The 20,775-nt window shown below is 44.1% G+C and carries 21 protein-coding genes and 1 tRNA gene; 18 read left to right on the plus strand and 4 right to left on the minus strand.

Annotation, left to right across the window (positions count from 1 at the left end):
• Window positions 1–49 precede the first annotated feature (49 nt).
• From slyD to rplI, 5 genes are all read left to right on the plus strand, one after another.
• The gene (gene slyD / locus L4D74_RS19130; RefSeq protein WP_428754042.1) at window positions 50–637 is read left to right on the plus strand and encodes a peptidylprolyl isomerase; all 588 of its coding nucleotides are present in this window, start codon (window positions 50–52) and stop codon (window positions 635–637) included.
• A gap of 104 nt (window positions 638–741) precedes the next feature.
• The gene (locus tag L4D74_RS19135) at window positions 742–1,683 is read left to right on the plus strand and encodes an isoaspartyl peptidase/L-asparaginase family protein (RefSeq protein ID WP_428754044.1); all 942 of its coding nucleotides are present in this window, start codon (window positions 742–744) and stop codon (window positions 1,681–1,683) included.
• Between the two features lie 188 nt (window positions 1,684–1,871).
• A complete protein-coding gene (gene rpsF / locus L4D74_RS19140; RefSeq protein WP_250617921.1) occupies window positions 1,872–2,261 on the plus strand; it encodes a 30S ribosomal protein S6 in 390 nt (129 codons plus the stop codon).
• Between the two features lie 179 nt (window positions 2,262–2,440).
• Complete coding sequence (gene rpsR, locus L4D74_RS19145) at window positions 2,441–2,668, plus strand: 30S ribosomal protein S18 (protein WP_000090472.1); 228 nt, start codon at window positions 2,441–2,443, stop codon at window positions 2,666–2,668.
• A 33-nt stretch (window positions 2,669–2,701) separates the two neighbouring features.
• Entirely contained in the window at window positions 2,702–3,154 is a 453-nt protein-coding gene (gene rplI / locus L4D74_RS19150) for a 50S ribosomal protein L9 (protein WP_265676863.1), read from the plus strand.
• Between the two features lie 140 nt (window positions 3,155–3,294).
• Here the strand turns inward: rplI and L4D74_RS19155 are convergent, their stop codons facing one another.
• Window positions 3,295–4,062, minus strand: coding sequence for a DUF481 domain-containing protein (locus tag L4D74_RS19155; protein WP_428754047.1), 768 nt, complete (start codon window positions 4,060–4,062; stop codon window positions 3,295–3,297).
• Between the two features lie 174 nt (window positions 4,063–4,236).
• Here L4D74_RS19155 and L4D74_RS19160 point away from each other — a divergent pair, with 174 nt between their 5' ends.
• Window positions 4,237–5,631, plus strand: a complete 1,395-nt coding sequence (locus L4D74_RS19160; protein ID WP_250617938.1) for a replicative DNA helicase — start codon at window positions 4,237–4,239, stop codon at window positions 5,629–5,631.
• 18 nt (window positions 5,632–5,649) lie between these two features.
• A complete protein-coding gene (alr, locus tag L4D74_RS19165) occupies window positions 5,650–6,741 on the plus strand; it encodes an alanine racemase (protein ID WP_428754069.1) in 1,092 nt (363 codons plus the stop codon).
• A 93-nt stretch (window positions 6,742–6,834) separates the two neighbouring features.
• Here alr and L4D74_RS19170 read toward each other — a convergent pair whose 3' ends face one another.
• Window positions 6,835–7,266, minus strand: coding sequence for a secondary thiamine-phosphate synthase enzyme YjbQ (locus L4D74_RS19170; protein WP_428754050.1), 432 nt, complete (start codon window positions 7,264–7,266; stop codon window positions 6,835–6,837).
• Between the two features lie 305 nt (window positions 7,267–7,571).
• On the opposite strand from L4D74_RS19170, the gene pgi reads away from it, so the two are divergent.
• Entirely contained in the window at window positions 7,572–9,224 is a 1,653-nt protein-coding gene (gene pgi, locus L4D74_RS19175; protein WP_428754051.1) for a glucose-6-phosphate isomerase, read from the plus strand.
• 73 nt (window positions 9,225–9,297) lie between these two features.
• Here the strand turns inward: pgi and L4D74_RS19180 are convergent, their stop codons facing one another.
• Window positions 9,298–9,771: an RDD family protein gene (locus L4D74_RS19180; RefSeq protein ID WP_428754053.1), complete on the minus strand. Its 474-nt coding sequence runs from the start codon at window positions 9,769–9,771 to the stop codon at window positions 9,298–9,300.
• A 193-nt stretch (window positions 9,772–9,964) separates the two neighbouring features.
• Here L4D74_RS19180 and L4D74_RS19185 point away from each other — a divergent pair.
• The 4 genes from L4D74_RS19185 to L4D74_RS19200 all read left to right on the plus strand — a co-directional run bounded on the left by L4D74_RS19185 (window position 9,965) and on the right by L4D74_RS19200 (window position 13,481).
• A tRNA-Leu gene (locus L4D74_RS19185) sits at window positions 9,965–10,049 on the plus strand.
• A 264-nt stretch (window positions 10,050–10,313) separates the two neighbouring features.
• Window positions 10,314–11,273: a hypothetical protein gene (locus L4D74_RS19190; protein WP_428754054.1), complete on the plus strand. Its 960-nt coding sequence runs from the start codon at window positions 10,314–10,316 to the stop codon at window positions 11,271–11,273.
• 42 nt (window positions 11,274–11,315) lie between these two features.
• A complete protein-coding gene (locus L4D74_RS19195; RefSeq protein ID WP_428754056.1) occupies window positions 11,316–12,095 on the plus strand; it encodes a hypothetical protein in 780 nt (259 codons plus the stop codon).
• A gap of 126 nt (window positions 12,096–12,221) precedes the next feature.
• Window positions 12,222–13,481 carry an HD-GYP domain-containing protein gene (locus L4D74_RS19200; protein WP_428754057.1) on the plus strand — a complete coding sequence of 420 codons (1,260 nt, stop codon included), beginning with the start codon at window positions 12,222–12,224 and terminating at the stop codon, window positions 13,479–13,481.
• A gap of 11 nt (window positions 13,482–13,492) precedes the next feature.
• Here the strand turns inward: L4D74_RS19200 and L4D74_RS19205 are convergent, their stop codons facing one another.
• Window positions 13,493–14,779, minus strand: coding sequence for a polysaccharide deacetylase family protein (locus L4D74_RS19205; RefSeq protein WP_428754059.1), 1,287 nt, complete (start codon window positions 14,777–14,779; stop codon window positions 13,493–13,495).
• Between the two features lie 191 nt (window positions 14,780–14,970).
• On the opposite strand from L4D74_RS19205, the gene L4D74_RS19210 reads away from it, so the two are divergent.
• The 6 genes from L4D74_RS19210 to L4D74_RS19235 all read left to right on the plus strand — a co-directional run bounded on the left by L4D74_RS19210 (window position 14,971) and on the right by L4D74_RS19235 (window position 20,187).
• Window positions 14,971–15,276, plus strand: coding sequence for a PTS sugar transporter subunit IIB (locus L4D74_RS19210; RefSeq protein WP_428754060.1), 306 nt, complete (start codon window positions 14,971–14,973; stop codon window positions 15,274–15,276).
• A 37-nt stretch (window positions 15,277–15,313) separates the two neighbouring features.
• Window positions 15,314–16,639, plus strand: a complete 1,326-nt coding sequence (locus L4D74_RS19215; protein WP_428754062.1) for a PTS sugar transporter subunit IIC — start codon at window positions 15,314–15,316, stop codon at window positions 16,637–16,639.
• A 22-nt stretch (window positions 16,640–16,661) separates the two neighbouring features.
• Window positions 16,662–16,973: a PTS lactose/cellobiose transporter subunit IIA gene (locus L4D74_RS19220; protein ID WP_428754063.1), complete on the plus strand. Its 312-nt coding sequence runs from the start codon at window positions 16,662–16,664 to the stop codon at window positions 16,971–16,973.
• A 4-nt stretch (window positions 16,974–16,977) separates the two neighbouring features.
• Window positions 16,978–18,294 carry a 6-phospho-beta-glucosidase gene (locus L4D74_RS19225; protein ID WP_428754071.1) on the plus strand — a complete coding sequence of 439 codons (1,317 nt, stop codon included), beginning with the start codon at window positions 16,978–16,980 and terminating at the stop codon, window positions 18,292–18,294.
• A 22-nt stretch (window positions 18,295–18,316) separates the two neighbouring features.
• Window positions 18,317–19,036, plus strand: coding sequence for a chitin disaccharide deacetylase (chbG, locus tag L4D74_RS19230; RefSeq protein WP_428754064.1), 720 nt, complete (start codon window positions 18,317–18,319; stop codon window positions 19,034–19,036).
• Window positions 19,037–19,173: 137 nt separating this feature from the next.
• Window positions 19,174–20,187 carry a LacI family DNA-binding transcriptional regulator gene (locus L4D74_RS19235; RefSeq protein WP_428754065.1) on the plus strand — a complete coding sequence of 338 codons (1,014 nt, stop codon included), beginning with the start codon at window positions 19,174–19,176 and terminating at the stop codon, window positions 20,185–20,187.
• The last annotated feature ends 588 nt before the right edge of the window (window positions 20,188–20,775 follow it).

Genomic DNA, 20,775 nt, shown 5'->3' on the forward strand with positions numbered 1-20,775 from the left:
TGATTATTTTGTGAGGCATAGCCTCAAGTGCCAATCCTTTGGAGTTCACATGAAAATTGCTAAGAACGTAGTCGTTAGCGTCGCGTACCAAGTAAAAACTGAAGACGGTGTTGTTGTTGATCAATCAACAGTTGAAGCGCCTCTTGATTACCTTCACGGTCACAACAACCTTATCGTGGGTTTGGAAAAAGAGCTAGAAGGCAAGGAAGTCGGTAGCAAATTTACTTCTGTCGTAGCGGCTGAAGAAGCATACGGCGAGTACAATGACGCGCTAGTACAACGCGTTCCTGCAGACGTATTCCAAGGCGTTGACGTAATTGAAGTAGGCATGCGCTTCCTAGCGGATACAGATCAAGGTCCTATCCCTGTAGAAATTACGGAAGTTGACGGCGACGAAGTTGTTGTTGATGGCAACCATATGTTAGCTGGTCAAACGCTAACTTTTGATGTGGAAGTGGTTGCGTTACGTGAAGCGACAGAAGAAGAAGCGGCGCACGGTCACATTCACCAAGAAGGTGGTTGTGGACACGATCATGACCACGATCATGAAGGCGGTTGCTGTGGTGGTGACGAGCACGGTGAGAAAGCTGAGAAGAAAGATGGCTGCTGCGGTGGCGGTGGCTGCGGTTCTCACTAATAGCAAGAGCTGTTATTAAAAATATGATTTTAAAGGCCTCCTTCACGGGAGGTCTTTGTGTTTTTATCGCTTTATTTAGCAGAGAGCAGACAAGGGACGAGAGAATGACAAAGCCTTTTTCTATTGCGATTCATGGTGGTGCGGGCACGATTCTTAAAGAACAGATGTCTGCGAAACTTAAACGAGAAATTATTGAAGTATTGTCAGCATCCGTTAAAGCGGGGGAACGAGTTCTATCCTCTGGTGGGGATGCGCTTGATGCCGTGGTGGAAGCGGTAAAAGTGATGGAGGACTCACCTCATTTTAATGCAGGGAAAGGCTCGGTACTGACTCACAATGAAATGGTGGAGATGGACGCTTCTGTCATGCATGGTGCGGAAATGGATGCGGGCGCCGTCGCAGGTGTGCGTCATATTCGAAACCCTATTGAGCTAGCTCGCGATGTCATGCGCGATAGTGACCATGTTTTACTTATCGGTGAAGGCGCTGAAAAGTTTGCGTTTGAGCATCAGCATCCCTATACCGAGCAAGATTATTTCTTTACTGAGCGTCGCTATGAACAATTGCTTTCCATGAAAGAAAAAGGTTTGTTTGCGCTGTCTGAGTCGAAGTATCCAGATGACAAAAAATACGGCACAGTAGGGGCGGTGGCGCTTGATAGCCATGGCAACCTTGCTGCGGCGACCAGTACTGGTGGGGTCACGAATAAGAAATATGGCCGTGTCGGGGATACCGCGATTATTGGCGCGGGTACTTTTGCTGAAAACAATAACGTAGCAGTATCGACGACGGGAATGGGCGAATACTTTATTCGTAAGACGGTAGCCGGTGATGTCGCAGCGCGTATGCGCTATTTAAACGAAGATGTCCATACTGCCTGTGAAGTGATCATTCAAGGCGAACTCAAGACGATGGGCGGAGAGGGGGGCTTAATTGCGATGGATGCACAGGGCGATATTCATTTTGCGATGAATAGTTCTGGAATGTATCGAGCATCCATTGATACTAAAGGTGAGTTGACGGTCAAAATCTATGCTGATGAATAAAAAGGATTTTTAGGTTCTAGCTTCTGGACCCTAGGAACCTTTGTTGTTAAGCATCGAAATTACTTGCTTATTTTCCGTTCTTTCTATAACATTCGCGGTCCTTAATTCTCGGTCTTATTTATTCGTTCCTTGCTTCCTCTGGACGACCGAGCCACTCGTGGAAGCTAATAATCCGTAAGGAGCAACCTATGCGTCATTACGAAATCGTATTCATGGTGCACCCTGATCAAAGCGAGCAAGTTGCTGGCATGATCGAGCGTTACACTGGTTCTATCACTGAAGCTGGCGGTACTGTACACCGTCTAGAAGACTGGGGTCGTCGTCAACTGGCTTACCCAATCAACAAGCTTCACAAGGCGCATTACGTTCTTATGAACGTTGAAGCACCTCAAGAAACTATTGATGAACTAGAAACTGCTTTCCGTTTCAACGATGCAGTTCTACGTAACATGGTTATGCGTACTAAAGCGGCTATCACTGAGCCTTCTATCATGCTTAAGCAGAAAGAAGAACGTGCAGAGCGTGCTCCTCGTCGTGAAGAGCGCAGCGAAGCTAAGCCAGAAGCAGCTGCTGAGTAATTCTTTGCTTGACCATTGTCTCTGCCTTTAAGGTTTAGATAGGTCATCAAGAACACTCAACATTTGGTACAAGGTAGTGACATAGCAAGGATAAGAATACGTTCTTATCACCATCTGAAAAGTTGGACTGTTATGTAGCTTACCGACAACAGACTTAATTTAAGATCAGGAGATAGCCCATGGCTCGTTTCTTCCGTCGTCGTAAATTCTGCCGTTTCACTGCAGAAGGCGTACAAGAGATTGACTACAAAGACGTAGCAACTCTTAAAAACTACATCACTGAAGCTGGTAAAATCGTACCTAGCCGTATCACTGGTACAAGTGCTAAATATCAGCGTCAACTAGCTCGCGCTATCAAGCGTTCACGCTACCTAGCTCTACTGCCGTACACTGATAAGCATCAGTAATCGGCACCGTTTATTTAGATAGAGGATTAAACAATGCAAGTTATTCTACTTGATAAAATCGGTAACCTAGGTGGTCTTGGCGATACAGTTAACGTTAAATCTGGTTACGCTCGTAACTTCCTTATCCCACAAGGTAAGGCTGTAATGGCAACTAAGAACAACGTTGAGATGTTTGAAGCTCGTCGTGCTGAACTAGAAGCTAAAGTTGCTGAGCAACTAACTGCTGCTGAAGCTCGCGCTGAAAAAGTTAACGCTCTTGAAGCAGTTGTTATCGCTTCTAAAGCTGGTGACGAAGGCAAACTATTCGGTTCTATCGGTACTCGTGACATCGCTGATGCAATTACTGCAGCTGGCGTTGAAGTGGCTAAAAGCGAAGTTCGTCTTCCTGAAGGCGCTCTACGTAACACTGGTGAATTCGAAATTAGCGTTCAACTTCACTCAGAAGTTTTCGCTACAGTAACACTACAAGTTGTTGCTGCTGAGTAATCTCAGTTAAGACACCGATAAAAACACCAGCCTCGGCTGGTGTTTTTTTATGTCTGAAATAAATGAAGACAGTTAGAAAGGTTGGAGTTAGAAATTAAGCGACGACTAAAAGTTAGGTAATACCAAAAGCCGAGACGACACTAAAAATTAAAGAGTAGGTTTACGGTAAAGATAGAATCTCTTTTGCTTAGGTCGCCTGGTACTTGGTCATGATATTTACTGCTATACGCAACCTTGAGCGCAATGGTTTCAGTGATATCGTTGGTGACGTTTAATTCAGTATCAAAACGGGTATTACTTTTACCCGCAATCACAGTGAGCTTACTGCCTATTGTTAGGTTAGTTAGCGGCTTCCAGAGAACATTAACGTTACCTCGAATGATCGCTTCGCGCACCACGTTTGGGAAGACAATGTCTTTATCGCCAATCTCGTCAATATTAGGTTCTTGGTAACGAAAACCCGGACCGATTTCCGTCTCTAATAGTAGGGTTTCTGTATTCGTGATCTGATAACCCAGACCGCCAGATACCGTGTGGTCTTCATAATAAGAGCTATATAGAGACGTGAAGCCGTTATAGTTTCCGTATAAATAGGTTCGTTGGCTTAACTTATAATCCGATTGCAGCATGTAGTTTTGCTGATTTTTGTCTTCCACATCGTCTTTATACAGTTGGTAGTATTTCCACTCACCACTGGTACGGTGACGACCTTCTGTATATTCTGCCGCGACTCGAGCATTCAAAGAGCGTGAGTCGGTATTGCCCGTATGCGCTTGAAAGCCAAACTCTACTTCGGACTTTAATGGTGAAGGTGGTGTGTCTTCGCTATCGCTTGATGGCATAAATTCTTCAGCAAAGGCTACTGGCGATGCAAGTAAGACCAAGCTAAATAGCAAATTCTTTGACACTGAAACCTCACGATGATGAAAAGGGCTAGGATTATAATTGTCGTATATTCGGTCATCGTCAACGACAGGTCAATTGTTGATTGACGAATCTCTCTGTTCATAGCACTTTCTTTGCTTTAGCCATCTTTCATTTCGCGTATAATGAAGGGTCTTAGTGTGTTATTGAGTAAAGTCATGGCGGATATCCGAAATCAGAATGGTAAAGATGCTCAGGTGGAAGCAATCAAGCTCCCCCCTCATTCATTGGAAGCAGAGCAGTCAGTGCTTGGTGGTTTGTTACTAGATAATGAACGCTGGGACACTGTCGCTGAGCGCGTGGTGAGCAAGGATTTCTATAGCCGCCCTCATCGGCTGATTTTTGACGGTATCCGAACGCTTTTAGAAGAAAGCCAGCCCCTAGATTTAATTACGCTGTCTGAATTTTTAGAGCTGCGTGAACAACTTGAAGACGTGGGTGGTTTTGCTTATTTAGCCGATTTGGCTAAAAACACACCGAGTGCGGCAAATATCAATGCCTATGCCGATATTGTCGCAGAGCGTGCTTTGGTACGTAATTTGATTGGTGTGGCAAATGAGATTGCGGATGCAGGTTATGATCCACAAGGGCGCAGTTCTGAAGATCTACTCGATCTTGCTGAGAGCAAAGTCTTTGCGATCGCAGAAGATCGCACCAACGAGAATGAAGGCCCGCAAAACGTCGACAACATTCTCGAAAAAACACTAGAACGTATCGAAATACTGTACAAAACACCGCAAGATGGTGTAACCGGTGTGAATACCGGTTATGACGATCTTAATAAGAAAACGGCTGGCCTACAGGGTTCGGATCTCATTATCGTTGCCGCGCGTCCATCGATGGGTAAAACAACCTTTGCGATGAACTTATGCGAAAATGCGGCGATGTCTCAAGAAAAGCCTGTGCTTATCTTCTCTCTAGAGATGCCAGCAGAACAAATTATGATGCGTATGCTTGCGTCATTGTCTCGTGTTGACCAAACCAAAATCCGTACCGGTCAGCTAGACGATGAAGATTGGGCAAAAATCTCTACTTCCATGGGTATGCTCATGGAAAAGAAAAACATGTTTATTGATGACAGCTCAGGTTTGACACCAACCGAAGTACGATCGCGAGCGAGGCGTATTGCGCGCGAAAACGGTGGGTTAAGTCTTATCATGATCGATTACCTGCAATTGATGCGTGTTCCTTCGCTTTCAGATAACCGTACACTCGAAATTGCCGAAATTTCTCGCTCCCTTAAGGCGTTAGCCAAAGAGCTTAATGTTCCTGTTGTTGCGCTTTCTCAGTTGAACCGTTCCTTGGAGCAGCGTGCGGACAAACGTCCTGTAAACTCGGATTTGCGTGAGTCAGGCTCGATAGAGCAAGATGCGGACTTGATCATGTTTATCTATCGAGATGAAGTGTATCACCCTGATAGTGCGCTGAAAGGTATTGCCGAAATCATCTTGGGTAAGCAGCGTAATGGTCCTATCGGCTCCATTCGACTCACGTTCCAAGGGCAGTATTCTCGGTTTGATAACTACGCAGGCCCTGCGTTTGATGAAGAGTAGGGTTGAACGATGAGTTATATGAAAGCCGCGACTGCGCATATTGATTTATCTGCACTCGCACACAATCTGAATTGCATTAAACAGCAAGCTCCTAACAGTAAAGTAATGGCCGTGGTTAAGGCCAATGGCTACGGGCATGGTTTGAAGCATATTGCTAAGCATGCCAAAGGCGCCGATGCTTTTGGGGTTGCACGTATTGAAGAGGCACTGCAATTACGTGCCAGCGGCGTGGTTAAACCTATCTTATTACTAGAGGGTTTTTACTCGCCGAGCGACTTACCAGTTCTAGTAACCAATAATATCCAAACGGTTGTGCATTGTATTGAGCAATTGGAAGCGCTTGAACAAGCAGAATTGGAAACCCCCGTGATGGTGTGGCTGAAAGTCGATAGTGGTATGCACCGACTTGGGGTGCGTGAAGAGCAGTACCCGGAATTTGTTGAGCGCCTGCACGCTTGCGGTAATGTAGCCAAGCCACTTCGTTATATGAGCCACTTTGGGTGCGCCGATGAGCTGGATAAAACGGTGACCACGGATCAAATCAATACTTTCTTGTCTTTGACCGAAGGGTGTAATGGTGAGCGTTCCTTGGCTGCTTCGGCGGGATTACTGGCGTGGCCAACAAGTCAGCTTGATTGGGTTAGGCCTGGCATCATTATGTATGGTGTCTCACCATTCGGTGAGAGAACCGCTGAAGATATGGGTTTTAAGCCTGTCATGACGTTAAAGTCCCACCTTATTGCGGTGCGTGAAGTGAAGCAAGGCGAGAGCGTAGGTTATGGTGCAAACTGGACTAGCGAACGAGACACCAAAGTCGGGGTGATCGCCATTGGTTACGGCGATGGTTATCCTCGTATGGCGCCAAATGGTACCCCTGTGTTAGTGAATGGCCGTAAGGTGCCAATTGCAGGGCGTGTCTCTATGGATATGTTGACGGTAGACCTGGGGCCAGAAGCGTCGGATCGCGTTGGTGATGAAGCGACATTATGGGGTGACGCATTACCATCCGAGGAGGTAGCGGAGCATATTGGCACAATAGCGTATGAATTGGTGACCAAGCTAACGTCTCGCGTTGAGATGAGTTACCGTTCCGATAAATCACACCTTTAATCGACGTCCCTCACCAACTCTAGGTGAGGGAGCATCATTTTTTGGGTATTATAGCCTTATCGGTCACTCATATCCTCCCCAGTTGTAGACATATCATTCTAAGTACGTTTGCCCTTGTAACGTGGCAATAATACGTCGTTCACCACCATGATTCCTATGCTCCCCCAGGTAAATACCCTGCCATGTTCCTAGAGCTAAATAACCCTGACTGATAGGGAGCGAAATACTGGCTCCAAGCAGTGCACTTTTTATATGCGCAGGCATATCATCACTCCCTTCATAAGTGTGCTCGTAGTAAGGGGCGTCTTCTGGCACATAGCGATTGAAGTGGCGTTCCATGTCTTTTCTTACGGTGGGGTCGGCATTTTCATTTAAGCTTAAACTTGCCGAGGTATGCTGGATGAATAGATGTAGTAAACCTACAGAGTAGCCTTGAAGTTGGGGTAGCTGTTGTTTAATTTCATCAGTAATGAGGTGGAAGCCTCGAGGTTTTGCTCGGATAAGTAGGCTCTGCTGTTGCCACATAGACTGTCCTGTGTATTATTGAGGATTGATAGGTCGAGTGCATAAAATGTATTGCTTATATTGTGAACCGTTACGTGACTTAACTCAAGGAGCGTGCTGACGCTCTGGTTCATAATACGACCTGAAAGTTTATTACTAAATTTAAGCCATCGATTTGTAAATGGCAGAGAAATTTTGCTGTGAGTAGCGTGATGTATGCGCTACCTAGCTATATTAGATTTATACGTTTTATTTTCGCTAACCGGGGGTTCCTTTTCCTTGGGGGGATAGGGAACAAAAACCGACAAAAAATTGGGATAGAGACCATGTTGAAAAACATTAATCCAACGCAAACTGACGCTTGGAAAGCACTGACAGCACACTTTGAATCTGCGCAAGATATGGATATGGCAGCGTTATTTGCTCAAGATGCAGAACGCTTCAATAAACTCTCTACAAATTTTGGCTCAGACATTCTTGTTGATTACTCTAAGAACCTTATCAACGAAGAGACCATGAAGCACCTGTTTGCTCTAGCGAACGACACCGAGCTAAAAGCGGCAATCAGTGCGATGTTCTCTGGTGAGGCTATCAACCAGACGGAAGAGCGTTCTGTACTTCATATCGCGCTACGTAACCGTAGCAACTCACCAATTATGGTGAATGGCGAAGACGTCATGCCTGCAGTGAATGCTGTATTAGAAAAAATGAAAAGCTTCTCTGAGCGTATTATTTCAGGTGACTGGAAAGGCTATACCGGCAAAGCGATCACAGACGTGGTGAATATTGGTATTGGTGGTTCAGATTTAGGTCCGTACATGGTGACAGAAGCGCTGTCCCCTTACACTAATCACTTAAACATGCACTTCGTTTCTAACGTTGATGGCACGCACATTGCTGAAACCTTGAAGAAAGTGAATCCTGAAACCACGCTTTTCTTGGTAGCGTCTAAAACATTTACTACTCAAGAGACCATGACGAATGCACATTCTGCCCGTGATTGGTTCTTGGCAGCCGCTTCAGATGAAGCGCACGTAGCAAAGCATTTCGCAGCCCTTTCTACTAACGAAAAATCAGTATCAGAATTTGGTATCGATACCGACAACATGTTTGAGTTCTGGGATTGGGTAGGCGGTCGCTATTCACTATGGTCGGCAATCGGTCTTTCTATCATCCTAGCGGTTGGTTATGACAACTTTGTTGAGCTTCTTGCCGGTGCTCATGAAATGGATAATCATTTTGCTAACACTGAGCTAGAAAATAACATTCCAGTCGTGCTTGCTCTGATCGGTATTTGGTACAACAACTTCCATGGTGCTGAATCTGAAGCGATCCTTCCGTACGATCAATACATGCACCGTTTTGCTGCTTACTTCCAGCAAGGCAACATGGAATCAAATGGTAAGTTTACTGACCGTAACGGTGAGGCTGTGGATTATCAAACGGGTCCTATCATCTGGGGTGAGCCGGGCACTAATGGCCAGCACGCGTTCTATCAGCTAATTCACCAAGGTACTAAGCTGATTCCTTGTGACTTCATAGCACCAGCGATTTCTCATAACCAAGTGAGCGATCATCACCAGAAACTAATGTCTAACTTCTTCGCTCAGACGGAAGCGTTGGCGTTTGGTAAGTCTAAAGAAACAGTAGAAGCAGAGTTCAGCGCGGCAGGCAAAACAGCGGAAGAAGTGAAAAACTTAGTTCCATTTAAAGTGTTTGAAGGTAACCGCCCAACGAATTCAATCTTAGTGAAGCAAATCACACCTCGCACATTAGGTAACCTAATCGCGATGTATGAGCACAAAATCTTCACACAAGGTGTCATTTGGAACATCTTTAGTTTTGATCAGTGGGGCGTGGAACTGGGTAAGCAACTTGCTAACCAAATTCTTCCTGAACTTGCTGATGACAATAATGTGGATTCACATGACAGCTCGACAAATGGCTTAATCAACGCATTTAAGGCGTTTAAAGCTTAGTGATTGCGAGTCATTAGAACGGAAAAAGGTGCCATTATGGCACCTTTTTTTATTATAACGCCTCATTCAAAGGCTATTGTGCTTTAGGCAGCACGACAACTTGTGTTTTTGCCCATATATCTTGAAAGCCGCGCTTTTTAGTATCGATGGGAACGGCGAGGTTAGCGAGTCCAAATGCAGAAGTAGCAAGACGGATTAATGCTTGAGTGACGGTAATTCGTCCACCTTGTAAATTCTGAACTTGCAGTTTCCACGCACGCATTCCTAATGTTTGTCCTGCTTTCGTCCAGAAATAAACAAAGAAATAGACCCAAACCATCGCAAGATATGCTGTGTAAATAGGACTCCAAATGGGGTGACGACTGAGTAAATCGCTTGCATCGGTATAAGAGCCATATGAGATCATCCCGGCAGCAACGAGCGCCTCAAGAATGGCGACGACGAGACCGCCTGCCATCATTACTAACGCCAAAACGACTAAGCTATCGTAAAACAAGGCACCCAAGCGGCGAAAAAGGCCTGCTGGAGGCAAAGGTTGTGTTTTCATTTTATCTACTTTTTAATCTATTAATCTGACCACAGAATAACGATTCTAAAGGGCTTGTGAAAGCCTCCGTTGCGGAAATGCATCACGTTGTGACCAAAAAAACAGCAAACAAATGAATAAACAGTGTTTTGTTCTTGCACGTCATCCAAGCTTACGTATAATGCCAAACATCAAAGGGCAATAGCCTAAAGATGCCGGTGTGGTGAAATTGGTATACACGACGGATTCAAAATCCGTTGCCTTCGGGCGTGGCGGTTCAAGTCCGCCCACCGGTACCATATTTAAACAAAAAAGCCTCGACGAAAGTCGAGGCTTTTTTGTATCTTATCAAAAGCTTATCTGCATTATTATACGCCACTGTCGATAATGATGACTTCCGACGAAGAGTCGATACCTCTGCCTTAGTTATTGCCACAAAGTTCTTGTTTTCAACAAACAGTCTAATTGACGTTAATTGTCTGAAGCAGGCGGAGAGGCTTTAGCTGTACTCGTCTTTCAAGGCGAAAGGCGCTAAAATCAAAGTACTAGATAGGAGAGTGATTGTGAGCGCGAAGTTTACCCATATTGCATGGCAACAAACGAATGTGGAAGCGAGTGAAAAACTTGTATTGCTGAAGCTAGCGGATCTCGCTGGTCACGATGGGAGTGTGTCAATTGCTCTTGCCGATATCGCAAATGAATGTTTGTTGGGTGAGTTTAGATTGGCTGATGTGTTCACATCCTTAGTCAATAAAGGTGTCATGACTAAGTCTCATGTGGAAACAAGAGGCAGAAAGCAAATACATCATCTCAAACTGTTGGCGCCAGAGGGGGAGTCGGTCTCGATTCCTGTTGTGTCGATGCCTGTTGAGCAAGCTAGCGCTCCAATTAAGGTTAGCGCGCAGAATGAATCCAGCGCCCCAGGTTGGTCACACCAACAACTCAACCTATATAAAGTGCCAGCAAATCGTCGAGATGAGGTTTGGCAAAGCTTTATGCAAGAAAGCAATCCATCGCCTACGATGAACATTAACCGACTCGCGGGTCAGTTGGATAACTGGCTTGAGTATGCGAAGCAATCGGGAAATCTTCGTTCAATTATTGGTGTACCTGTCAAGCCACAAGCGACAAACACGTTTCCTTCTGCATCGACCAGACGTAAACAAGGTCAATCACAGGGTGAAAGCCAGCAGTACATTTCAACTCATGAACTGAATGAATTTGTGGTTCCTGAGTGGGCTCAGCAGCCACTGGCATTTTCTCGCTTAGAAATCGATCCGAATCTCTTTTGGGAGAAGTTTGTGGTGTACTATAAAGCTCGTGCGAATGAGTATACTTCGGTTACGCAGATGCTGAATAAGCTACGTCTGTGGATTGTGAACGAGAAACAGGCGGAAGATCGCCGAAAACAGGCTGAAGAAAGAAGACGTCAATCGTATCAAAACAATAAGTCGGTTGATGTTAGTCCTTCTGAAGAATTTAGAGAGTTTTTGAGAGGGCAGGGTAAGAAACCTGACTTTTAGAGCGAATAGCTGCTCCTTTTTACCATAACGTAGGTGTTTAATATGGGTAACGGTAATAAACCAAAAAATGTGGACTTTGGCTCCATGGAGAAAAAGCTCCGTGAGATGGGCGTTAGTGGCAGCTTGGAACACCTAAAGGCTTCAGATCCCAAGCCTACCACATCTGCAGTGGCGAAAACTTCTACTACTACGCCATCTTCGTCTGTGGTATCCCAGCAGAGAGGCCGTTTGCCGACAAAGTCATTGGTTGATGAAGCGCAGCATGAAAGAGTACCAAGTGATTGGTGTAACTATATTTTTGGTACTTTACTTAGCATCTATGAATCGACGTGGCTGAAATCTTATGGCCGTCGACCAACGGGGCGTTTTTTAGATTTTGCTGATAGCGTGACTGAAGCTGAATTGATGCGAATTATGCAGCATTGTCGGGAACGTCTTCAAGCCGGAGAGAAGTGGCCGCCTATTATGGGCGAATTAACGTTACTTAAAAGTCAATTAACCGAATCAGAGCTTATGGAAGCGATGAACCGTGTGGTTGCGAAGACGCCGCAAAATCAATTAGAAACCTGGATTATTCAAAATAAGGGCTACGAACTGAGACGGGTTCCTCAATCAATGATCATTCGGCGCTTCAAAGAGTTTTATCGTGAAGCAATGAGCCTCCAAGAAAAAGGCAAGCTGGTGACAGAAGTACCGAAGGGGCTTGCTCAGCACTCGGTGAAGAATCTTATTGATATTAAGCGAGAAGAATTTGAGCAGTCACATGGTAAGAGTCTAGATCCTAGAATTGCCGCATTATTAAAAAGTAAACCAGTAGAATAAGTACTATTAATTGGCCTAGTTTGACGAAATGCACATAATAGGTTGTATTTTTAAACTTATAGATGAAGATTGACGAGGAGTTCATTAGACTCCTCGCGTGTTTTACTCATTGTTGCATGTGATTTTGTGGCTAGTATAAAAATGTCGGTGAGCCGACTTCAACCAGGCTTACATATTAGGCTCCCCGTAAGGTGGAATGACCATCCTTTCCTCTTCAATACCTTCAAAATAAAATCAGACGAACAAGTACGAGTTATCAAGCAACTCGGAATCAAGTATGTGTATGTTACGCCTGAGTTGAGTGACACAATACCGCTTCCTGCAGAAGAGTCGATAAGTGAATCTTCACATCTATTAACGAATGAGAAGTCTGATGAAGCGGAAAGGTTGTGGGCGGAAAAGCAAGAGCGAATCGAAACGTTAAGTAAATATCGCCGCAGGGTTTCTCAGTGTGAGAAGGAGTTTGATAGATCGCTTGCGCGCATTCGCAGTATTATGGCGAAGTTACGCAGCCGTCCTGAGCTAGCGATTCAAGAATCAGAGTTACTGGTAGAAGATATTGTCGACTCTCTGTTGTCGGAAGATGAAGTCACGCTGCATTTGATGGGCAGTAAAAGTGAATTCGAAGATCTCTACTTTCACTGTCTCAATGTATCCGTGCTTTCGATGATGATAGCCAAAGCGAAAGGATTTAGTGGAGAGAAAATTAAAGCTGTCGGTATGGGGGCACTTTTTCACGATATCGGTAAAGTGAAAATCCCATCGGTTATCTTGCGAAAAACAACCCCGCTTTCCGAGCCCGAGCATAATTACCTGAAGCTGCATACTAAGTATGGTGCCGACATTGCAAGAGCGATTGGTACATTACCTGATGATGTCATTACGGTGATTGAGCAGCATCATGAATTACTTGATGGCTCTGGTTACCCGCTAGGGTTGAAGGGGGACGAAATTGATTCAGTCACTCAAATTATTTCAGTGGCTAATGCTTTTGATGGTTTGTGTCATCATCAGAACCCGAGCGAGAAAAAAATACCGTATGCCGCGCTTTCTTATCTCTATAAGCATAGTAAGCATCTTTACAACGCCGAGAACCTGAATATGCTAATCAAGTATATGGGGGTTTATCCGCCGGGCACGATCGTTAAGCTTTCGAATGATATGGTTGGCTTAGTTATCTCTATCAATAGTGGTAGTTTGTTGTGCCCAAATGTCTTGCTGTACGATCCTAGCGTCCCCAAGCTACAAGCACCTATCATTACGTTAGCACCAAAAGAACTCACCATTGAATCAGTGATTCATCCAGAGAAATTACCAGAAGAGATCCGAGAGTATCTGAATCCTCGAGCTCGAATCTCTTATTATTTTGAGGGTAATGCTACTTAATTAACGATAGATTATTGAGTAGCTGCTAGTAAAAATAAAGATGGTTCTGAATTTGGAGTCCAACTTGCTTGTGATACGTGAGCGGTAATGACAGTGTATTGCAAGCCGTTATATACCACAGAGTCCCCTTGTTCGTAGCTAACGTTTAATTTCCAGTTTGTTGCAGGGTCTGCGTTATACCATAGTGTTGATTGTAAGGACGGTGCCCAGTCGCTTTGAGAGTAATGAGCCTTTTGTGCAATGTAAATGGTACCTTCGTGGTTCACATGTTCTCCCACTGAGTACTGCACTTCTGGTTTCCAGCTAGGAATATAGTTATCTAAAGTATCGAACACATACCCAGCCTTTAGCGCAAGATCTAAGAATTTATCCAGTTTTGGGATATTTTGGGTTTCGCCCATGCCTCTGTGCCCATCTTCAAATAGGAACTCATGGGTGAGAACAATGACCTTGTCTTTATGGAGTGGAGTGTCACATGGAAAATTCTGTGATTTGGAATTAACAGGCTCAATAGTGACAGGTGCACATGTATTGATAGAGGCCTCTACATACTCAAGAAATGGTTCCGGCTCCGTTAAGCTGTTAGCGGGCATTGCGATCCCCCAGTTTTCAGGTGCCCAATCTAGATCCCAGCCGAATAGCTGATAACTGTCATTGGTCAACATATCGGATAGTGTCATAGCATTGCTTGAGCTATTTGATGGATTGTCAGGGTCGCAAACATAGTTAGGATCCCAAGGTAAATAGTCATCTGAAGTTGCACAGAGCCCATCAGCTTTAAAACTTTTAGCTACTCGCCAGCCATTGGTATACGGCAAACGAGCGTACTGATCGGCGACATAATTGTCATAGCTGCTGATGTTAGGAACATGCTGCTCAAGTTTAGCCAGATTTAGCGGGAAGAAGGTGTAATCATAGGCGGGATCACGATAAGAGTTAACGTTGTGCATGCCTGTCGCATTACATGCCGCAGCGGTATTCTCACCGTTCGCACCGTCGCAGTTGTGTACCATATGATCATAGCTATGGTTTGCCACCATATGGCCGGTATTGAGTGCAAGCATCAGAGCCTCTAATGCTCGGTCTTCATTCTCATCCCCGATACCATCGAGGTGCCACGCATTGAAGAAAAACGATCCTTTTACATTGTGCTTATTGAGTGTTTCGATCACTTTAATTGATGCATTTATGGGGCCATCGTCAAAGGTGAGGTAGATAGTGGCTTTAGGATCTTGCGCTATAGCATTGAATGATAGAGGGATAAGTAAGCTACCGATTAAACTAGTGACCTTTCTCATAAATAGTCCTTGTTTTATTGATTAATAATAACGAAATGGAAAAGCTGATATTTAATCTAATGAAATAGTTATGGTAATAAATCAAGTGTTTTTATTTTTGCGATCCACTTCAACCAAAAACGCAACCGGTTGCGCTTTAATGTTAAAGTTGTTTTTGTTAGGGTGGTTATATCACTGGGAATGGAGGTTATATGAAGAGAATACTACTTTGCTGCAGCGCAGGAATGTCGACCAGTATGTTGGTGAAAAAAATGCAAGTGGCAGCGAAAGAAAGGGGTATTGAATGCGAGATTCAAGCAAAGTCCGTGTCGGAGTTTGATGAAGATATTGCTCACTACGATGTATGTCTACTCGGACCTCAGGTAAGATTTCAACTTGATGAGTTACGAAAAGTGGCGACTGAACATGGTAAAAACATCGAGGCAATTTCACCACAAAATTATGGAATGATGAAGGGAGAAGAGGTTCTTGAACAAGCGCTCGCTCTCATTGATTAATTGATTATCAGTTTAACGTAAAATAAAGGAATATATTATGAAGCTTTATGATGCGATTATTAATATCGTAGAAAAGCATATTGCCCCCCTTGCGACTAAAGTGGGTAATCAGCCCCACGTTAGAGCGATGAGGGATGGCTTTATTGTCGCAATGCCATTTATTATTGTGGGTAGTTTTATTCTCGTTTTTGCTTTTCCTCCTTTTACTGAGGAGACCACTAATTCTTTTGGTCGAGCATGGCTCGATCTAGCGACGACTCATTTTGATACCATTATGATGCCATTTAGTATGTCGATGGGGATCATGACGATCTTCGTGTCTCTTGGTGTTGCCTATAGTTTGGCTAAGTCCTATAAGATGGATGGCATAACGAGTGCGACTTTGTCATTGATGTGCTTTCTTTTAGTGGCCTCTCCGGCAAAAGATGGTGGGCTCCCTACTGCTCACATGGGGGGCACAGGGATCTTTACCGCTGTTATTTGTGCCTTCTTTGCTGTCGAGTTGTATCGCTTTATGAAAAAGCACAACATCACGATTCGAATGCCAGAACAGGTGCCGCCAGCGATTGCTCGCTCGTTTGAAGTCTTGCTGCCAGTCCTAGCCGTTTTTTTGATTCTCTATCCACTAAGCCTTTTTGTCCAAACTCAATATGACATGCTCATTCCTGATGCTGTGATGGCAATGTTTAAGCCTCTTGTCAGTGCTTCAAATACACTGCCCGCGATTATTGGTGCTCTGTTGGTATGTCAGCTTCTTTGGTTTGCCGGCATTCATGGTGCTGCGATAGTTGTTGGTCTACTATCGCCAATTTTCTTAACTAATATTAGCGCTAACATTGATGCGTTTGTTGCGGGTGAGCCCGTTCAAAATATCTTTACTCAACCATTCTGGGACTTCTATATATTCATCGGTGGTTCTGGCGCGACGTTCGCGTTGGTTATTTTGATGATGTTTAGTCGTTCTGCGCACCTTAAAAGCTTAGGTCGTATGAGTGCCGTACCTGGCTTATTCCAAATAAATGAGCCGGTAATTTTTGGTAGCCCGGTCGTGCTGAATCCAATTTTGTTTATCCCATTTGTTTTCGCGCCAGTGATTAATGCCACCATTGCTTATTTTGCTGTACATGCAGGCTTAGTAGGTATGGGGGTCGCGACGACACCATGGACAGCACCCGCCATTATTGGAGCATCTTGGGGGTCTGGTTGGACGTTGTCACCCGTATTACTAGTGGCAATCCTGATGGTCATCGATCTATTTATCTATCTTCCATTCTTCAAGATGTTCGAGAAACAACTGCTAGAGCAAGAGCAGCCTCAAGATGAAAGCAAGGTAGTCACTGCAGATAAACCTGCAACAGCATAAAGATAAGGACGAGGAGATTATTATGGATCAAGAATTGGTTGTTATGGAGATTATCTGTAATGCAGGTGAAGCAAGAAGCCTTTGTTTTGAAGCGTTAAGATCAGCCAGGAATCTGGACCTAGCCTCTGCAGAGGGTTCACTAGAAAAAGCCAAAGAGTGCTTGAACAAAGCTCATTTAATTCAAACACAGTTGATTGAATTAGATCAAGGTGAAGGGAAAATCCCAATGACCTTAGTGATGGTTCACGCTCAAGATCATCTTATGACGACCATTCTTGCTCATGAGTTAGCGACGGAAATCGTTGAATTACGAAAGGGCTTACCACAGGGGTAATATGATGACGTCAGGTTCATTGAAAATTGCAGTGATCGGTGGTGGTAGTAGTTATACCCCCGAACTAATAGAAGGGATTTTATTACGTCTTGATCGCTTACCGGTAACCGAGATTTGCTTAACGGATATTAAAGCGGGTGAGGAAAAGCTTTCTATTATTACAGCCTTGACCCAGCGTATGGTGTCAAAGGCGAAGGCGGACATTGTTGTAACTCAAACATTGGATCGAAGAAAAGCGATTCAAGGTGCGGATTTTGTTATGACTCAGTTTCGAGTTGGTGGCTTGGCTGCAAGGCAAAAAGATGAAGCTATACCACTTCGTTACGATAGGGTCGGGCAAGAAACTACGGGCGCTGGTGGATTTGCCAAGGCGTTGAGAACTATACCTGTAATTCTTGATATCTGCAGAGATATTGAAGAGCTCGCTCCAAATGCATGGATGCTTAATTTTACAAATCCTGCTGGACTTGTGACAGAAGCGATTCAAAAGCATAGCCAAGTTAAAACTATAGGGCTGTGTAATGTACCCGTTTCCATGCAGATGATGGCGGCGGATATGTTAGATTGCCAACCTAGTCGGTTGAAAATGAAGTTCGCAGGATTGAATCATTTAGTATGGGTGACGAGTGCCTATTTAGATGGTGAGGATGTTACCCAGGCACTACTTAAAAAAGTGGGAGATGGCGCTAACTTCTCAATGAAAAATGTGTTTGAGGAGCCTTGGGACCCCAACTTTTTGGATGCTTTAGGAGTCATCCCCTGTCCTTATCATCGTTATTATTATCAAACGGACGCAATGCTTGCTGAAGAGCAAGATTCTTATCGAAGTCAAGGCAGTAGAGCGACCCAAGTCATGGAGACGGAAGCGGCGTTGTTTCGGTTATATCAACAAGACTCGTTAGATAGTAAACCAAAAGAACTCGAAGAGCGTGGTGGAGCATATTACTCAGATGCTTCACTCGATTTGGTAGATTCTATTTACAATAATCGCAATGCGTTACATGTGGTAAATGTGAAGAACGGTGGTGTCATTGCAAGTTTACCGAACGATGCTGTAATTGAATGCTCCGCGGTCGTAGGAAGCGAGGGAGCAACCCCGCTTGCCACAGACCCTTTACCACACTACGTCGACAGCCTCATTGCACGAGTAAAAAGTTATGAGATGCTGACTGTGGATGCAGCCGTTTCTGGCAACAAAGAGACGGCGTTATTAGCGTTGGCAACTCACCCACTGGTAAATGATATTCAAGTAGCCAAATCTTTACTTGCAGATATCTTAGTGGAAAATGATAACGACCTGCCGCAATTTAGTGCACGCTAGTTCCAACGTAAGGAGGATATAGGTGAAGTTAATTTTCAATGCAGATGACTATGGATTATGCCGAAAGGTCAATGAAGGAATTATTGATAGTCATCTTAATGGTGTTGTGTCGTCAACGACGATGATGGTAGCGATGCCCGGGGAAAGTGATGCGTTGCTGAGATTAAAGCAAGCGCCTGAACTGAGCGTCGGTATTCATCTGAGGTTGACAGCTGGTGCGCCTATGTCTTCGAATTACCCACTAGTCAATGAAAATGGACTCTTTTTAAGTTATCAGCAATTGATGGTAACAATAACTCCTGAACATGAAGCGGATATATACAAAGAGTTGCGACGTCAGATGGAGCACTTTTTGAGTTATGACATTGAGCTTAGCCATATAGATAGTCACCATCACGTCCATTTGCACCCTGTTGTACGCGAGGTCGTCAAACAATTGAGTGAAGAGTTCGGTGTTCCCTATCGTGCTCAGCCTGAATTGAAGCAGTATTTATTTACTGACGGTTTTTACGATGTCACGGCGACACTTGATTGGTTGATTCCGAATGTACGAAAGTGGGCACTATCGTATTCTGTTGTGGAAGTCATGTGCCATCCGGGTATCGCTGACAAAGAATTGGATTCGATGAGCTCTTATAGCACCCGCCGAGAGCATGAGTTGGAGGTTTTAAAATCGGCAGAGTTACGCTCTTTGCTTACTAGCAATGCGATAACGCTGTCTAACTATAGTGCTGTTGTTTGATCGACACGGTTGTCGATAACCGTGAGTACGTTCCCTAACATTCACCTTGTACTCATGGTTACCTCTTTTTGTTACCCAATGAATTAACGTACTATTGGGCCAGCCACTCAGTAATCAATCACAAGGAAATAATGTCAATGGCAAGTATTAAGGAAGTTGCTGCATTGGCGGGGGTCAATCGCTCAACCGTCTCTCGAATCATCAATGGTGAGGGAAGTTTTCGTGCTGACACCAAACGTCGTGTTGAGGAAGCGATGGCTGAGCTGGATTATAGACCGAGTGCAATTGCACGCTCGCTAGCGAAATCAAACTCAAACATGATTGGGCTGATGGTTACCTACTATACTGGTGGTTTCTTTGGTCAGATGATGAATCAAGTTCAGTTAGAACTTGATGAGCAACAAAAGTTTTTAATTACAGCGCAAGGACACCACAGCGCTGAAGGAGAAAAGAAAGCCATCGATAAGTTTCGTGATTTACGTTGCGATGGTTTTATCCTGCATAGCCGTTATCTCAGCGATGAAGAATTGATTAATTTATCTAAGACGACATCATCATTTGTTCTTTTAGATAGGTATATCGCTGGCATTAAAGAACGCTGCGTGACATTTGATCATCAAGCAGCATCTGCGTTAGCAACGAGCTATCTAATAGATAGAGGGCACCATCATATTGTATGCGTGACAGGGCCGTGCGATAGGGACAGCACGAAGGCTCGTTTAGCGGGTTTTATTCAAGTCATGTCAGATCATAAACTGACGATAGGTCAAAGCGACATTATTGAAGGAGACTATGAGCTAGATAGTGGTTACGATGCTATGGCTGCAGTAATGGCATTGCAGAAAAAACCAAGTGCCATATTTTCAACGGGTGAAGAAATGACTCGTGGGATAATGAAATATTGTTATCAACATGGAATACAATGCCCTGAAGATATCTCGATTATCAGTTATGACAGTGTTGATAGTTGTCGAGCTCTGTATCCAGAAGTCACAACCATTGAGTTTCCAATCAGTCGTATGGCTCACGATGCTGTTCTACTATTGACGGAACAGCTTGGTTCTAACTTCCCACAGAACCTAAATCGTTCAGTAGAGCCACGTATTAAAGAAGGTCAGAGTGTTAAGCAAGTGGGTATTTCGAACGCTTAATCTACGATTTTGGACAGTCTTGTGTGAAATTCAACCAAAAGCGCCTATTTTCAAGTTTTTTAGTTAAAAACACTTGCCAATGTGACTTCTATCTCTATAATGCGTCCTCAGTGACACGGCAGAGCCCACAAGGGTTCAAGGCAATGTTCAGTAAGGCTTCTAGCCAAAAGAGATTTCAGGATTTGTTTTTGAAATAAGTAAAAAATAAATCAATAAAGTGTTTGACACGAAAGAATATCTCGCTAGAATGGCCGCCTCTTCAAACGGAAAGCAAATTGCTTAACCAAGTGAAGAGATGTTCTTTAACAATTTAGACCTATATCAATCTGTGTGGACACTTGTTGATGATAATCATTATGTTTACTTCTGCTTTGAGCGGAGATAAACAACTTCTTAGGAAGTAAAATGGTTTTCAATGAACACGTGACCTAAGGGTAGTAAGTTTACTTACTGTCACACAGTCAAAATTCATTATCGTTCTGTTGGAGCGATAATAGCTTTAAAATTACTTCTTACTTTTTAAGTAAGGGACAGTTTTGAAGTCAGTATTCATTGAGCCGACAAAATCTTAAATTGAAGAGTTTGATC

The sequence above is a fragment of the Vibrio cionasavignyae genome (assembly GCF_050337155.1).
GTDB lineage: Bacteria > Pseudomonadota > Gammaproteobacteria > Enterobacterales > Vibrionaceae > Vibrio > Vibrio nomapromontoriensis.